Genomic DNA, 15,149 nt, shown 5'->3' on the forward strand with positions numbered 1-15,149 from the left:
CGCGAACCAAACGTAACCCCGTGAATCTATATCGTAGCGTCCGTGCCGTCACTGGCGCATCCGGAAACGGTCCCATCGACTGGGGTGCGGTTGCTGAAGCGGCGAAGTCAGCGACAGACCCCGGGTCTATCGACCTCTCCGCCGCGGAACAGACAGGATACGCGAGCGACGTTCGTGATGCCCGTGCTCGCGTCCGCGACGTTTCCGGTGTTTCGTTCGACGTGCCGGACACCATCGAAATTCAAAATCGACACCACTGGATAGACGCTAACATCACCACCTTCCGGCGCGTGATGGAACCCATCGAGGAACACGGCCCGGCAGTGCTCCCCGGCGTCGCCCGCGTTGTCAACACGGGAACCATGTCGTTCATGCTCGCTCTTCTCGGCAACAACGTTCTCGGCCAGTACGACCCGCTCTTGCTCGCGGACGGCGATGACGACGACCACGCCCTCTACTTCGTCCACCCGAACATCGAGCGTATCGCAGGGAAGTTAAATGTGGATTTCGACCGATTCCGCCGCTGGATCGCCTTCCACGAAGTGACCCACGCCGCGGAGTTCGGCGCGGCCCCGTGGCTCTCCGACCATCTCGAAGCACGGATGGAATCCGGCGTCGAAGCGCTGGCCCACGGCGAGGTCGACCGTGAAGCGTTCCGCGAACTCGACGCCGCGATGACATCCGTCGAAGGCTACGCCGAACTCCTCATGGACAAAGCGTTCGACGACGAGTACGAGGACTTGCGACGGAAAATCGAAGCCCGACGGAAAGGCATGAATCCCCTGTCGAAACTCGTCCGGCGGATGCTCGGGCTCGGTATGAAACGCAGGCAGTACGAGCGCGGCAAGGAGTTCTTCGAGTACGTCGTCGACGTCGAAAGCATCGAAACCGCGACGCGCGTGTGGGACGCGCCGGAGAACCTGCCGACCGATGACGAACTCGACCAGCCCGAGCAGTGGCTGGCGCGAATCGGAGCGTAATACCGAATATCGACTTTCAGCTTCGTACTAATTCACCGCGTAATCCACGTCAGATACCACGTCAAGAGCACGCCGAGGAGAAGACCACTTACCACGGCGGCCAGCACCCCGACCATATCCGCACCGCTCTGCAGTGCGATGAGGCCGCCGGACGCGCCGACCAACAGGACGATCACGATTTTCAACCGTGACATGGCGGCCGACCGGTCTTCACGAGTCATCGGCCCGACCATCATCGCACCCGATTTTGAGGAGTCGTCGCGGTGCCGAGTCGCTCTGCACGTCGTCTCAACGGTCGGGATAGCGTCTTCGTGTCGCACGCCAGGTTCACTGCTCCCATGCGAGAGAGGGAGAGTGGGAGGTTCTTAAACCCCGGCGAGACGCGCGTGAGTCAAATGCCCGCTCGTGTCCCCTGAGATAATTAGCGATGGGATGGATGTACCGACCGACACGAAATCCACCACCCTATCGACGATTGTTCATCGACGGAAAACGACGATCGTCATATCCGTCAACGGATAACGTTCGGAAAACGGTAGTCGCGTTTCCACTCGTGTTCTGCGTGCCTATCGACGATAACGTTCTGTCTCCTCGAACAACGCTTCGAAGGTCGGATTTTGTTGATATCGTATCATCCCCGTTCGTTCGTCGTAATCGACGAGATGTCCGTTCCGGAGTCGGGGAAGTACGACGTGATACAGCATCGATTCGGACAGCTCCGACACGGGGGGTGCCACCAGTTGCGGTATCGTCAACACTCCGTCTGGTTCGTACATCGCTCGCCGAAGGACGTACCGACACCGTTCGTCGGCCAGTACGTCGAGCCATTCGTCGAGGATTCCGGAGGGAACTGTCGTTTCGAAGGTCGTCGAATCGATTTCGCTAACAGTAGGGTACGTGACGTGTCATTGGAACCCGCGACCGACCTCGTCCTCGTCGATGAGGTCGTCCAGTTCCGAACTCAGCAGTTTTTCGCTCTCCTCGAACGTCTCCGAGAGGCTTCCGACGGATTCGGGGCGGTCGTATCCATCGAAGTCCATCGGGCCGAACGCCGGACTTTCGATCGTCTCCATCACGTCGTCGAAGAGATCAGCGCCCGATGTCGGCGCGTCGGCGTGTGCTTTGAGCACCTCCTCGAGATGTTTTGCACGCGCTTTTGCTTCCTCCTCGTCGGGTTTCTCCTCCGCCGGGTTTCGAACCGCGAACCGACCTGCGCGGGAATCCTTTTCCGGGAGGTAGCTCCCGATTTCATCATCCAGTTTCCGGGCGACTCGCGTGCCGACGCCGCGAACCTGATAGGGATTTTTCGCGTAGGTCTTCAGATGGTAAAGGCCCGCTTTCCGATGGCCGAGATACAAATCCTCGCCGACACCGCCTGCTCGCTTCCCCCCGGCGGCCCGCCAGCCTTCGGGGTCAACGTCGCGGTCGATAACGTCCTGTAGGATTTCCTCCCATTCTCGAACCCGCATGGGTACCCCGTGTCACGCCGAGGAGATTAACGTGTCGCTTCAGGGGGATAGGGTGCTTGGTTGAGTTACTGAAATATTCGTTTTGTTTCTGATTTGCTAGGTAGTGTCGTGGTACCAGTATGAATAACAGACAGTGGTATCGAGTTGCCGCCAGCTATTGCCGTCAACAGCTATCGTCACGATTATAGACACACTTCGTCGCTATAGACCAGTCTCATTTCTCCATCAAACTTGAGTCTCATATCCACGGCCAACCACAACCCTATGCCCAAATCGCCGTCGTAATCGATAGAATTTTTCGGCGAGGGACAATACAAAACCTCGTGAATATACGGGGGACTGTCACCGAACCGGGCGAGGTACGAACCGTGACCACCCGGTACGGCGAGCGCGAACTCGCGGAGGTGGTCGTGAAACCGGACGACGACGTGCCACGGACGGTGACGCTGTGGGGCAAATGGACCGAGAGCGCCGTACTCCTCGATGACGGAATGGATCTCCTAGTGACGGATGTCGAGGAATCCGAGTACGATGGCGAGACGAAATACGCGACGAGCAAGGAGTCTTACGTCGTGGTCGAACCCGACTTCCTCGTGAACGTGACCGACGTTCGCTCGTGGGTGCAGTGCCCCCGCATGTACTATCTGAACAAGCTGTCCGGAATTCCGCTAAACTACCCGGTCATCAAAGGAACCATCGTCCACGAGGTGTTCGGCGACCTGCTCCGGGGGCGCGAGTTGGACGATTCGATAGACGAGCGCGTCGAGGAGGCGGGGTTGGAACTCGGCCTCCTCGGACGCGAGGCGGAGGAAGTCGCAGGCGAGGTGCGCCAGAACGCCCGCGCAATCGAGGGCTGGCTCGAACAGGGCGTGCTGGACGACACCGACGACTGGCGAAGCGAGTATACGCTCATCAGCGAGCGATTCGGCATCAAAGGTCGGTGCGACGCGCTCCGACGTGGGATGCCGGTCGAACTGAAGACCGGGAAAAACACCAATCGCGACCCGCGATTTCAGGACAAAATTCAGGCGGCCTGTTACGCCCTCCTCCTGCAAGAACGCGACGTTCCGGCGGACACCGGAACCCTGCTGTACACGAAAAACTCCGCCTTAGACCGCACCGAGGAGACCGGTGACCTCTCACCCGCCAAGGAGTTCTCGATCGGGAAAGGTCTCCTCGAATTCGTCGTCCGCACTCGCAACGAAATCGCCGCAATGGAGTTCGAGATGGGCGTTCCGACGGGCTACGAGGCGAACGCAAAATGCGAATACTGTTTCGAGAAGGACACCTGTATGGTCGTCTCGGGGCGACTCGGACAGGAGTCGAAAGCCGGGCAGATCGGAACACCGATTCCCGAGGACGAACGCGAGTATTTCGACCGGAAGTATCGCGAAATCGAAGAGGAGCGGCGATCGACCCATCGGGAGTACGCCAAACTGTGGGAGCAGACGGCCGAGGAACGCGCGAACGACGACCGAGCCCTCATCGAGTTGGAACCTGTGGGCCAGCGGCAGATAGACGGCGAGCGCTGGGAACTCCGTGCCCGGCAAACTGACGATGCCGTCTCGAAGATTCGGGAGGGCGACGTGGTGCTCGCCAGCAACGGCCATCCCGTCAGTGGCCACGCGGAGCTGGCGCGAGTGAAGCAACTCGGCGACGAAATCGTCGTCACGACCGACGAACCGGTCGAACTCCGCCGACTCGACGTGTATCCCTCCGAACTGTCCGCGGATAGGATGCTCACCGCCCTGCACGACTGTTTGCTGAAGGGCGACCCGCGCCGGAAATCCGTCCTGTTCGGGCGGCAGAAACCCGAATTTGCGGACGGCCACGAACCGTACATCCCGAACAACGACTCCCAGAATGCAGCGGTCAACCTCGCCGTGAACGCCGAGGATTGCGCCCTCATCCACGGACCGCCCGGTACCGGGAAAACCTACACCATCGCGCGAACGATTCGGGCACTCGTCGAAGACGGCAACCGCGTCCTGCTTTCTGCCTTTACGAATCGCGCGGTGGACAACGCGCTCGAAGCGCTGCGGGAACAGGGCTTCGAAGATATCGTTCGCGTCGGCACCGAAAACGGCGTCCGCGAGGACATGCAGGATATCCGATTGGCGTACGGCGGCGACCCCGGAACACGCGCGGCGGAACTTAAAGGTGCGAGCGTCGTCGCGGCGACGACGGCTACCTGCGGTTCGCGTATCATGCGCGAACAGGCCTTCGATGTGGCGCTCGTGGACGAAGCCTCGCAGTTGACCGAACCCGCCACGCTCGCCGCCATCAATCTCGCGGAGCGGTTCGTTCTCGTCGGCGATCATCATCAACTGCCGCCGGTAGTACGTGCCGAAAACGACCTTGCTGAATCGTTGTTCGAACGGCTCGTGGAACGATATCCCGACGCCTCGGTCATGCTGGAACGCCAGTACCGGATGGCCCAACAGATTCAGGCGTTCTCGTCGCAGGAGTTTTACGACGGTGTGCTTCGGCCTGCAAGCGGCGAAGTCGCTGCCCAGCGACTCGTTGACCTGCCGAGTGTTTCCCCCTCAACGCTTCCATCGAACCTCCAGGAATGGGTTTCGTTCCTCGACTCCAGTGGGAAAACGGTCGGCAACACGAATCCAGCGGAAGCGGAGCGCGTCCGAGAACTCGTCTCACAGTTCACGAATGCGGGCGTCGAACGCGAAGATATCGGCGTCATCGCGCCTTTCCGAGCACAGGTCGCGGAGATTTCACGCCGGGTTGACGAGTCGGTTGCGGTCGATACGGTCGACCGCTTTCAGGGGTCGAGCAAGGAAGTCATCATCGTCTCGTTCGTCGCCACGGGCGATTTGGACAGTCCGATCTTCGACGACTACCGCCGGTTGAACGTCGCGCTGACCCGAGCGAAAAAATCCCTCGTACTCGTCGGCGACGAAACCGCACTCCGGTCGGAGCCGCTCTACGACCGGATGGTCGATTGGGCGATGTAAGCCAAAAACCGACACTCCGTCGCCGAAATCGATTCGTCCGACGTTACCAGAGAACCTGCGGCCAGACGAACTGGAAGAGCAACCAGATGAGTCCGGTGAGGATGACCGTCATCAGCAGGTTCAGAACCACGCCAGCGCGCATCATCTGGCTCTGTTTTAGATACCCGCTTCCGAACACGATGGCGTTCGGCGGCGTGGCCACCGGCAGCGCGAACGCGAAACTCGCCGCAATAGCTCCCGATACGGAGAGAAAGACTGCCGCGGCTACGTCCGTGAGACCGAGCGTAGCGGCGAAGACGCTCCCGATGCTGATGAGGATCGGAATGATTATGGTTGCGGTTGCGGTGTTGCTCGTCATTTCGGTGAGGAAGATGACGAGAAGCACCACCGCACCGACCACGAGCACGATGGGGGCACCCGTGAGCGAGGTAAAGACCGAGTCAGCAATCCACTTCGTCGCCCCGGTGGTCGCCAGCGCATCCGCGAGCGCGATACCACCACCAAACAGGAGGATGGTGCCCCAATCGATATCGACGAGGTCGTCCCATTCCATCGTGTCCGCCAGCACGAGCGACGGAATCGCCAATAATCCGACTACGACGTAGTAAAGTATCCCTTGGTGGCCGTCAATCCCGAAGACGCTCGTTCCGTCCCCACCGAAGAGCGTCACTTCCCACGTCGGTGGGAGGTACGGCCCGAGGAAGTCGCCTAATCCGCCGACGACCCAGAGCAACGCCGTCGCGGTGAAGATCGCAGCGACGCGTTTCCCTCGAGTGCTTAGTTCCCCTTCTTCGGCGAGATACCGGCGGGCCTGTTCCCGCGCGTCACTTACGTCCTCGACTTGTGGTGGATAGAGCACGTAGGTAAGAACGTACCAGACGACGGGGAGCGTGATGGCCACTATCGGAACGCCGATGATCAGCCACTGTGCGAAGCCAATTTCGTAGCCGAGAATTTCGTTGAGTTGGGACGCGAGAACAGCATTTGGCGGCGTTCCGATGAGCGTTCCGACGCCACCGACGCTGGCGGCGTACGCGGTTCCGAGGAGCATCGACACCTGGATGTTCGAGAACTCGTCCGCTGCCGCGATTCCGCCGTCGGTGGCGGTCACATCGGTGTCAGTCGTGGTCTCGCTCGCCGCTTCCACGTTCTCACGTCCGAGAACCTGTGAGAGGACGCCGAGCGCGATTGGCGTCATCATCGCGGCGGTTGCCGTGTTCGACACCCACATCGAGAGAAACGCCGTCGCCAGCATGACGGCGAGGACGAGTCTGCGCGGTGACGACCCCATCACCGACATCATCCAGAGTGCGATACGTCGGTCGATGTCGTACTTCTGGAGCGCGTTCGCTAGCATGAACCCGGCGATGAACAGGAAAATGAGGTGGTCCGCAAAACCGACCAGTGCCTCGTCCAAATCGGCGTAGACGCCGAACACGGTGAGGAGGATTGGTATCGAGAGTGCCGTCACAGCCAGCGGAAACGCTCCCGTGACCCACAATAATCCCGCGAAGAACATCGTCGCAAGCGCGAATTGCCCCCGAGTCGAGAGACCTGACGGACTCGGAGCGCCTGCGATGAGTGCGGTTCCGAACAGTGCGATGACGAAGATGAGGAGGCGACGGCGCGGATTCGATTGCCCTGCCATTGGTAACCACATTCAATTGAATGCGATTGGATTAGTCTTTTGGCCGACCACGGTGAATTTTAAGATGCATAACAACCATACCGCTGGTCGGACTCACGTTTTCGCTTTCAATCCGTTTCGACGCGTTCCTCACCATCTTCGATTTCGTCGAGTACTCGTTCGTGGAACTCCTGTAACACCGCATTTTCGTCCTCGGCGAGAACGATATCGCTCGCCATGAGGGTTGCGAGGCCGAACGCTCGCGGTGTCGGGGATTGCACTCGGTGCTGGACGATATCGATATCGTTCGCTTGCACCGCTTCGAGTACGTCTTCGACCGCCTCCAGTGCGAGTTTGTCCTCGATGATTTCGCGGTAGGTCTCCTCGATGACCGCGAAATCGTCCAACCCGTCGGCGAATCCCAGCAACATCTCGCTGGACACCTGCTGCTCGCTGGCGGATTTTTCGTATCCCTTGTAGCGTTTGAGTATCATCAGCGACCGCGTGGCGTTGATTCGGAAATAGCGCTGGAGAAGATCGGTTCCCGAGAGCGCAGCCCGCAAATCGTCGCGCAGTTCGTCCGGCGAAATATCGCGGAGTATACTCGCAACGTCCACCTTTCGATTCAGCGGCATCGAGACGGTAAATCCGTTGTCCGAGACTGCAACGGAGACGTTGGTGTTGGCCGATTGGGCGCACCGGTAGGCGACGACGCGCGAGAGGCCGTCGTTGAATCGTCGCCCGTAGTTCGAGTGGACGTAGTAGTGGCGCTTGTACTCGTCCCTGTCCATCTCGATTTCTACCGTTAGTCGGTCATCGGTACTGATGCTTTCGGCACCGGCGTATCGAACCTGTTCGTCGAACATCCGGACGACGGCGCGGACGCTGTTTTCGTCCAGCGGAAATTTCCGAAGCCACACGCGAACCGCGGATTTGCCGCGGTCGGTAAGTCGGGAGAGGAGTTCACCCTGAAACGCGGTGATTTCCCGCCCGAGGTCGTACGAAAGCGGCAGGCGTTCGGAAAACCACGAGGGAACCGTCGGACGAGCGTTGGTGCGGTCGACGTACACCTTCGACCCGCGCCGATAGCTGTACTCGAAATGCTGCCCGCCGAGGACGAACACGTCGCCCTTTTCGAGCGTGTCGAGGTAGTTTTCGTCCAAATCCCCGACCCACTCGTTGTCCGCTCGGGTGAACACGTCGCAGGAAAACGAATCGGGAATCGTTCCGATGTTCGTCATGTAAATGACGCGGGCGAGGCGGCCGCGCTTTCCCATCAACGTCTCGCCGACCGGGAACTCAGGATAATGATACTCGCCGTCCGGCGGATCGTTCCCGTCGCGCCACACCTTCGCGTAGACGTTTTTGTCCTCAAGTCCGTCGTAGTCCGCAGTGAGATAGCGCAGGAGCGATTTCCACGCTTCGTCGCCGTAGTTCCGGTAGGGATAGGCGCGCTGGAGCGTCGCTCGGATGTCCGCCTCCCGCCGAACGTCGTTGATCGCCATGCCGTAGACGTGTTGGGCCGCCACGTCCTGTGCCTCCTCAGGGACGAACACGCGGTCCACGAACCCCTCTTCTGCCTTCTTCAGCATTACAGCACACTCTATCAGTTCGTCCCTGTCGAGGGCGATAACCCGCCCGGTGACGGTCTGTCCGAGTTGATGGCCCGCACGTCCGACGCGCTGGAGCAAGGAGGCGACGCTTTTCGGTGAGCCGACCTGCACCACCAAATCCACGTGTGGCATGTCGATTCCGAGTTCGAGACTCGTGGAGGTCGTCACCACGTCCAAATCGCCCTCCTTCAGTCGTCCTTCGATTCGCTGGCGGGCCTCCTTCGAGAGGCTGCCGTGGTGACAACCGGAGTTGTCCTCGTCGTAGCCATCGAACTGTTCACGAAGATTTTGTAGCACGTGCTCCGCCCCGGAGCGTGTGTTCGTGAACACGAGCGTGTTCGTATGGTTTCGAATGAGCTCGTCCAACTGATGATAAAATCGGTGCTGCACCGACTCCCGTGGCGTGTTGATGAGGTCGTCCGTCGGACAGTGGAGTTCGAGGTCGAACTCGCGGACGAACCGCGTATCCACGATTTCATACTCCCGACTCTCCCCGCCGGGTGTCTCCCGGCCGACCAGAAACTCCGCGATGTCGGAAAGCGGTTCGACCGTCGCGGAACAGCCGATTCTCGTCGGCGAGGCGTCCGCGATGTTTTCGAGGCGTTCGAGACTGACCGACAGATGCGTTCCTCGTTTTCCATCCGCGAGGCTGTGGATTTCGTCCACGACGACGTATTCGACGGTACTGAGCTTTTCCTTGAACTTCGGCGAGTTGAGCAGGATGGCGAGCGTTTCCGGCGTCGTATTGAGGATATGCGGCGTCTCTTTCAGCATTTTCTGCCGTGCGGCGGAGTCCGTATCGCCGTGTCGAATCGCGTGTCGAACTTCGCTTACCGAACGTGCGGAATCGGTTGAGTCGGCAGCATCGTCGGCGCACGCCGACGATGCTGCGTCGTGCGGTTCCCCATCCGCCATTCTCTCGCGGATGCCCGACAACGGGACTTCGAGATTTCTGTGGATGTCGTTCGCCAGCGACTTCAGCGGGGAGACGTAGAGACAGTAGACCGAATTTTCGAGCCCCGATTCGCGCTCTCGACGGAACAGTTCGTTCAAAATCGCGGTAAAGGAGGCGAGCGTTTTTCCGCTCCCGGTTGGCGAGGCGATGAGGGCGTTCTCGCGGCCGTGAATCAGTGGTATCGCTTCGCGCTGTGGCGGCGTGAAAAATCCGCCGTTCTCCGGAACGAACTCGCCGAACGCTTCGACCCACCACTCCCTGACCGCCGGTTCGAGGAGGTCTAACACCTCCTCGTCCGCGAGTTCGACTGCATCCGGGTCGAACTCGAACCCTTCGCGGGCCAACAGCGTTCTCCCATCCATTTGTTCCGCGTTGGGAGTCAGCGACAAAGAGGGTTATGCCAGCGGAGTGAAAGTGAAATCGACGAGACTGGGACGTGACGACCATCCGATAGGCAAAACTGGTTCCGTCTTTGCTTATAAACCTTCGTCGGCGAGACGGGCGATTTTGCAGAGGGCGCGCTGGCAAATCGGGACGTATCCCGCCGCGGCGATCGGAAGTTCGAACACGACGCGACTGCCGCTTTGGTCGGTCAACCCCTCGACTCGGTGGCCCGTCGCGGGGATTCCGGCGACGTTCCACGTCCAGCGATAGCCGTCGCAGGAGGTGATTTCGAAGGGCAACCAGATGGCGAGTGGCGTTTTTACTCTGCCAGTCGAACCGGGTCGGATCGTTCCGTCAGCGCACTCGACCGCCTGCACCGATGGCCCCCAGTCTGGCCAATACGTCGTGTCGGTCAGCAGGTTCCAGACGGTTTCCGTCGAAGCGTCGACTTCGCGCGAAACCGCGAGATGGCTTCCGTCGGAACTTCGCTCGACGCGAACGTCGCCCCGCATACCGGAACTGACGATGCGGGGGAGCAAATCGTTGGTGGCGTGATGCCGGTTCCTGTTCGTGCTGGCACTGTTAACTACACCCGGTGTGAATGTCCACGTGACCATGCCACCAGAGGGAATTTTCGGAATACCGCACGGAATCCTGTCCTCGAGCGATGAACGAATCGCCTTCGGCATCGGCCTCGTCGCCCTCGCCGTGGCAGTGTTCTACGATGGCGAACTCGATTTGGCACCCCTCTCCGGTGCGGCCGTCGTCGGAATCACCGTTGCCCTTTTCGGGTCGTTCATCGCCCCACCTGCCATCGCAAACGAATGGCACATTCCCGCATTGGTGGCCTTGCTCGTCATCGGCGGCGTCGTCGCTGTCCACCGGCGGACATGACTCACACTACGGCCACAGTTACCTTCCACCACGGCTGAACCTTTTTCACCCTTCCGCACACCCGTCTATACATGCGAGTCACGTTCCTCGGCACGGGTAGCGCGATGCCGACCGGCGAACGATTTCAGACCGGAATCGTCGTCGAAAACGACGAGAATCGCCTCCTCGTGGACTGTGGCAGTGGCGTTCTTCACCGTCTCCAGCAGTCGGGAATCGGTTACGAAAACATCTCGACGGTCCTGCTCACCCATCACCATCTCGACCACATTTCCGACCTTCTCCCCCTCCTCAAAGCCCGTTGGCTTGCCGGGGAAGAACATCTCGAAGTCGTCGGACCGAAGGGAACCAAAGCCCTCCTCGACGGACTTCTCTCGGTCCACGACTATCTCGATGGAAAAGTCGAACTTCAGATCCGCGAAGTCGGCGAACAGGAGTTCTCCGTGGCTGGGTTCGACGTGGAAGGGTTCGAGACGCGGCACTCGATGCCGTGTCTGGCCTATCGGTTCGGCGATGATTTTACCTTCAGTGGCGACAGCGAGGCGTTTTCGGCACTCGCCAACTTCGCGGATGGCTGTTCCGTCCTCGTTCACGACTGTTCGTTCCCCGACGAAGTGGACGTGGCGAATCACCCGACGCCGACGCAGCTCGGCGAGGCGCTCTCCGGTGCGGATATCGGCCGCGTCTATCTCACACACCTCTACCCCCACACCGACGGGAAACACGAAGCCATGGTCTCCTCCGTTGCGGAACATTACGACGGTGACGTACGGTTCGCAGAAGACCTGTTTTCGGTCACGATTTAGCGCTCGGCCGCGGGTTGACGTTCCGTCTCTTTTTCACTTCCCGAGCCGATATGAACGGACTCCTCGGGGAGGGAGAAACTGGCGACGCCAAGGGGCAGTTCTCGACCGCGAACCGTAAAAATCCGACGCAGACGAAGTTCGCCATCGAGGTGGAGTTCGTCGTCGTCGATGCAGTGTTCGAGTCGGAGTGTTCCCGTTCCCTCGTTCTCTATCTTCGACAGGTCGATGTTTTTTGGAAGCGATTCGAAATCATCCGTCCAGACGAGGTTACAGACGGTCTCGCCGTCCGTCGAGTACCCCAGTCGAACACTCCCCCCGACGATTCGGGCGTCCAGTGTGCTGTCGTTGTCGAACTCGAGTTCGACGGCGACGGAACGGCCGAACCGCTCCCCCCGTGTTTCGACGACCGAAACGTCGTCGACCAGCGGGCCGAACAGTTCGTGTTCGTAGCGGTTGGAGAGTTTCAGACCGACGACCGGGATGAGCCTAACCAGGTAATACACTGCCACGATGGCCAATTTCCCGGCCAGATACAGGAACATCGTACCGAAATTTCGGCCAGGATTCGGTTAAGCGTTCTTGCCATCGGGAAGAAAAGAGGGTGCAACCGAACTGTCGGTCACTACTCCAATCGATAACGAAGCAGGGCAGCGATGCCGCCGAGATTCGACAACTGTTCGCCCGGTGCGAACTCGTGCGAGAACACCGTCACGTCGCCGCCTTTTCGCTCCACGTCGGTGATGACTTCGTTCACGTCGATGTCCCATTCGCCACCCTCCTCGTCCTCACCGAGCGCGCCGCGCTCCTTGCGGAGGCGTTCGTCCAGCACGAGCAGTCGTTCGACCGCCCCGAAGTCGGCGGCTTTCGCCACCTCCTCGATACCGTAGGCAGCCTTTGCTCCCTCGGCCATTCGTCTCGTGAGCTCGTCGATGAGTTCCGCTTCCTGGCCGATTCGTGTTTCCTCCTGAACGTCCGCCACGGCACCGCGTTTCAGCACCTCGTGAACCCCTCTATCGCCGACCGAACTCACGTCCACTTGCGTGATGAGTTCGGTCAGGTCGGGATAGTTGTCGGCGATATGGTCGTACGCGTCCTGCTTCGTGAATCCCGGTCCGGCGAGGATGATGGCGTCCACATCGAGATGACTCAACGCCGAACCCAACAGGTCGAACAGTTCGCTTCGGCCGCTGGCGTACTCGCCCTTTCCGGTCGTTCCGGTAAACGAGGTGTACTCGTCGGCACCGTACTGCGCGACGGTATGGATGTGCGCCGCGCCCTCCTCGACGGTGGCGATGGCAACGTCCGGGTTTTCGGTCGCTTCGACGGCGTCGTCGAGCCGGTCTAACTGGTCGCGCTTCCACTCCTTCTCGATGGAAATCTTGTCGCGTTCTTCGACGTTGAGCGTATGGTGAAGCCCCAACTGGTCTTCCCGTGAACAGTCGGTGATAACGCCGCCGACGCGGACGCGATTGGCGAATCGATGAAACTCCACGTCCTCCACGTCGAGCGTGATATGCATGTGTTCCCGTTCGCCGCCCGTATCGCGCATCTGGTCGTCAGCACGCTGAATTCGTCGCGTCGTATCGCCCGCGACGCTATCACCCGGTTCGAGGAGGTACGTGAGATGCCAGAGGTCGTCCACGCTCTCGGGAACGAGCGTGATTCGCTCGCGGTTCCCGTCGAGGGACGTTCGGTCGTGTATCTGCATGCCCGACACTGTGTCGTCCGGTGCTAAGTGCCCTGCTATTCTGACCGTTCGGCCGCAGTTCGAGGAACTATCAGACAAAATTAAATAACTCGCGTATGAGATGGTAATTGGTATGTTAGAAGACGCATTGTCGTATCCGACGAAAGACGACGACGGTCTCAAACGAATCCTCATCGGTGGCGGATTGTCGTTGCTTTTCATTTTCATCATCCCGATTCTCATGGCGATGGGCTACGTCATCGAGGCATTGGCCGCCGTTTCGCGCGGCGAGGAAGACCTGCCAGAGTTCGATGACTGGGGGAACCTGCTCGTGTTGGGCCTGAAATCGCTGGTCGTTAACATCGTCTACAGTATCGTTCCGGCCGTCATCGTGCTCGTATCCTTCATCATCGGAGTCGGTGGCATGAGTAGCACGGACACGAGCGGATTGGGTGCTGGTGTCGGTTTCGTCGGACTCCTCGGTGTGTTGATCGGAATGATACTCTCGCTGCCGATTGCCTACATCCTCCCTGCGGCCTACACGAACCTCGGGCGGACGGGCAAGATAGGTTCAGCGTTCGACTTCGAGACGATTAAGCCGATAGTGACGTCCAGGAAATACCTCTTCGCCGCTGTGCTGTCCTTTTTCATCGCCATGGCCGGCGGGGTTGCATTCTCCATCATTTCGATAGTCACGTTCGGCCTCGGATACGTGTTCTATCCGTTCTTCATGTTCTGGCTCTACCTCGTCGGGGGCTACATGTTCGGTTCAGCGTTCAACGAAACGACGCAACACCAGCGACCGCAGTCGCCGGAACCCAGCGCATCGACCCTCGACTGACGGTCATTCGTCGCTGTTCGAAAATCGAGACCGACTGTGGCGCTCTCGCCACTCGGCTGATTCTTCACCCCACTCGCTTTCACTGGCAGTGTCGTCCCTGATGGCCCCCCACTCGCCGTCTCGTGTCGTCCGTCGCTCGTCCCCGGTGTGCACTGGCCGGTACTGGTCGCTCACCGTCATCTGTCGGTCGGTCGCAGCGGCGTAGCCGCGATCGAAGCAGTAGGCGGCGGCCACTTGGCAGTAGAAACTGACCGCCGACCAGACGAGGGTGCCGACGACGCGGAGCCCACCGACAAGAACGGAACTACTCCCGCTATCGAGCATCGTTACCACCGCGAGGGTTCCGCCGAAGAGCGCGTACAAGACCTTCCCGATGCCAGCGAGACAGAAACCGACGAACCATCGGCCGAGGTATCGCCGATCGAGTGCGACCGTCCGAATCGTTTTCCAGTTGAAGGCTGCACCGAGTCGCCCCTCGTGGACGAAGTTCGTCATCAGCGCCGGAACGAAAAACCACACCGGCAGGGCCATCGCGACAAGAAAGAGTCCGAGAACGACGAAAAAGAGAATTCCAACGAGGGAACCACCGAAGCCAATGTGGCCGAGTACGAGCGAGAGCACACCGACCACGACCACCGCCGTCGCGCCGATGAAAGCATAACAGAGGACGACCACCGCGGTCATCATCCCACGAACGAACAGGTCGCCCCAATCATCGAACGTCGGAACTGATTCGCCACGCGAGCTCGATTCGAGAACTCGACTCATATACCCCATCACCGGCACTATCGGGAGCAACAACACGCTGAGCGTTCCCAGCACCATTCCGATAGCGACCGTCCTTCGTGGTTCATCGCCGGAAGCCGGATATCGAAGTGCCTCAGCTATCACGACCGATCATCTCTCTCCGAAAAATTCATCTAC

At 59.8% G+C, this 15,149-nt stretch carries 14 protein-coding genes; 5 read left to right on the forward strand and 9 right to left on the reverse strand.

Annotated elements, in window-relative coordinates; genetic code table 11:
- The first annotated feature begins 20 nt into the window (after positions 1-20).
- Positions 21-980 carry a zinc-dependent metalloprotease gene (locus tag ACN2TU_RS08470; RefSeq protein ID WP_435154631.1) on the forward strand — a complete coding sequence of 320 codons (960 nt, stop codon included), beginning with the start codon at positions 21-23 and terminating at the stop codon, positions 978-980.
- Positions 981-1,012: 32 nt separating this feature from the next.
- Here ACN2TU_RS08470 and ACN2TU_RS08475 read toward each other — a convergent pair whose 3' ends face one another.
- The 3 genes from ACN2TU_RS08475 to ACN2TU_RS08485 all read right to left on the reverse strand — a co-directional run bounded on the left by ACN2TU_RS08475 (position 1,013) and on the right by ACN2TU_RS08485 (position 2,449).
- Positions 1,013-1,300, reverse strand: coding sequence for a hypothetical protein (locus tag ACN2TU_RS08475; protein ID WP_435154633.1), 288 nt, complete (start codon positions 1,298-1,300; stop codon positions 1,013-1,015).
- Between the two features lie 246 nt (positions 1,301-1,546).
- Positions 1,547-1,756 carry a hypothetical protein gene (locus tag ACN2TU_RS08480; protein WP_435154634.1) on the reverse strand — a complete coding sequence of 70 codons (210 nt, stop codon included), beginning with the start codon at positions 1,754-1,756 and terminating at the stop codon, positions 1,547-1,549.
- A 129-nt stretch (positions 1,757-1,885) separates the two neighbouring features.
- The gene (locus tag ACN2TU_RS08485) at positions 1,886-2,449 is read right to left on the reverse strand and encodes a hypothetical protein (protein WP_435154636.1); all 564 of its coding nucleotides are present in this window, start codon (positions 2,447-2,449) and stop codon (positions 1,886-1,888) included.
- A gap of 323 nt (positions 2,450-2,772) precedes the next feature.
- On the opposite strand from ACN2TU_RS08485, the gene ACN2TU_RS08490 reads away from it, so the two are divergent.
- The gene (locus ACN2TU_RS08490; RefSeq protein WP_435154637.1) at positions 2,773-5,421 is read left to right on the forward strand and encodes an AAA domain-containing protein; all 2,649 of its coding nucleotides are present in this window, start codon (positions 2,773-2,775) and stop codon (positions 5,419-5,421) included.
- 43 nt (positions 5,422-5,464) lie between these two features.
- Here the strand turns inward: ACN2TU_RS08490 and ACN2TU_RS08495 are convergent, their stop codons facing one another.
- The 3 genes from ACN2TU_RS08495 to ACN2TU_RS08505 form a co-directional block, all read right to left on the reverse strand.
- Entirely contained in the window at positions 5,465-7,069 is a 1,605-nt protein-coding gene (locus ACN2TU_RS08495) for an SLC13 family permease (protein WP_435154638.1), read from the reverse strand.
- 107 nt (positions 7,070-7,176) lie between these two features.
- A complete protein-coding gene (locus ACN2TU_RS08500) occupies positions 7,177-9,978 on the reverse strand; it encodes an ATP-dependent helicase (protein ID WP_435154639.1) in 2,802 nt (933 codons plus the stop codon).
- 114 nt (positions 9,979-10,092) lie between these two features.
- A complete protein-coding gene (locus tag ACN2TU_RS08505; protein WP_435154641.1) occupies positions 10,093-10,512 on the reverse strand; it encodes an SRPBCC family protein in 420 nt (139 codons plus the stop codon).
- Positions 10,513-10,609: 97 nt separating this feature from the next.
- Between ACN2TU_RS08505 and ACN2TU_RS08510 the strand changes: the two genes are divergently transcribed.
- Positions 10,610-10,894 (forward strand): hypothetical protein, encoded by a 285-nt coding sequence (locus ACN2TU_RS08510; RefSeq protein WP_435154642.1) that lies wholly within the window; start codon positions 10,610-10,612, stop codon positions 10,892-10,894.
- A gap of 71 nt (positions 10,895-10,965) precedes the next feature.
- Positions 10,966-11,697, forward strand: coding sequence for an MBL fold metallo-hydrolase (locus ACN2TU_RS08515; protein ID WP_435154643.1), 732 nt, complete (start codon positions 10,966-10,968; stop codon positions 11,695-11,697).
- On the opposite strand, the gene ACN2TU_RS08520 is transcribed toward ACN2TU_RS08515, so the two are convergent.
- Together ACN2TU_RS08520 and ACN2TU_RS08525 are read right to left on the reverse strand one after the other, a co-directional pair.
- Positions 11,694-12,239, reverse strand: coding sequence for a hypothetical protein (locus ACN2TU_RS08520; RefSeq protein ID WP_435154645.1), 546 nt, complete (start codon positions 12,237-12,239; stop codon positions 11,694-11,696). The two genes, ACN2TU_RS08515 and ACN2TU_RS08520, sit on opposite strands and share 4 nt — an antisense overlap.
- Before the next feature lie 80 nt (positions 12,240-12,319).
- The gene (locus ACN2TU_RS08525) at positions 12,320-13,405 is read right to left on the reverse strand and encodes an mRNA surveillance protein pelota (protein ID WP_435154646.1); all 1,086 of its coding nucleotides are present in this window, start codon (positions 13,403-13,405) and stop codon (positions 12,320-12,322) included.
- Positions 13,406-13,517: 112 nt separating this feature from the next.
- On the opposite strand from ACN2TU_RS08525, the gene ACN2TU_RS08530 reads away from it, so the two are divergent.
- Positions 13,518-14,225: a DUF4013 domain-containing protein gene (locus tag ACN2TU_RS08530; RefSeq protein ID WP_435154647.1), complete on the forward strand. Its 708-nt coding sequence runs from the start codon at positions 13,518-13,520 to the stop codon at positions 14,223-14,225.
- Positions 14,226-14,228: 3 nt separating this feature from the next.
- Here ACN2TU_RS08530 and ACN2TU_RS08535 read toward each other — a convergent pair whose 3' ends face one another.
- On the reverse strand, positions 14,229-15,116 hold the full coding sequence (locus ACN2TU_RS08535) for a DUF4013 domain-containing protein (RefSeq protein ID WP_435154648.1): 888 nt from the start codon (positions 15,114-15,116) through the stop codon (positions 14,229-14,231).
- Between the last annotated feature and the right edge of the window lie 33 nt (positions 15,117-15,149).

It is taken from the genome of Haladaptatus marinus, from assembly GCF_051194195.1.

Bases quoted from the DNA above. Each gene is read 5' to 3' on its own strand.
- ACN2TU_RS08505 (WP_435154641.1), bottom strand. From the start codon at position 10,512: ATGCGGGGCGACGTTCGCGTCGAGCGAAGTTCCGACGGAAGCCATCTC.
- ACN2TU_RS08480 (WP_435154634.1), bottom strand. From the start codon at position 1,756: ATGTACGAACCAGACGGAGTGTTGACGATACCGCAACTGGTGGCACCC.
- ACN2TU_RS08520 (WP_435154645.1), bottom strand. From the start codon at position 12,239: ATGTTCCTGTATCTGGCCGGGAAATTGGCCATCGTGGCAGTGTATTAC.
- ACN2TU_RS08485 (WP_435154636.1), bottom strand. From the start codon at position 2,449: ATGCGGGTTCGAGAATGGGAGGAAATCCTACAGGACGTTATCGACCGC.
- ACN2TU_RS08500 (WP_435154639.1), bottom strand. From the start codon at position 9,978: ATGGATGGGAGAACGCTGTTGGCCCGCGAAGGGTTCGAGTTCGACCCG.
- ACN2TU_RS08530 (WP_435154647.1), top strand. From the start codon at position 13,518: ATGTTAGAAGACGCATTGTCGTATCCGACGAAAGACGACGACGGTCTC.
- ACN2TU_RS08515 (WP_435154643.1), top strand. From the start codon at position 10,966: ATGCGAGTCACGTTCCTCGGCACGGGTAGCGCGATGCCGACCGGCGAA.
- ACN2TU_RS08495 (WP_435154638.1), bottom strand. From the start codon at position 7,069: ATGGCAGGGCAATCGAATCCGCGCCGTCGCCTCCTCATCTTCGTCATC.
- ACN2TU_RS08525 (WP_435154646.1), bottom strand. From the start codon at position 13,405: ATGCAGATACACGACCGAACGTCCCTCGACGGGAACCGCGAGCGAATC.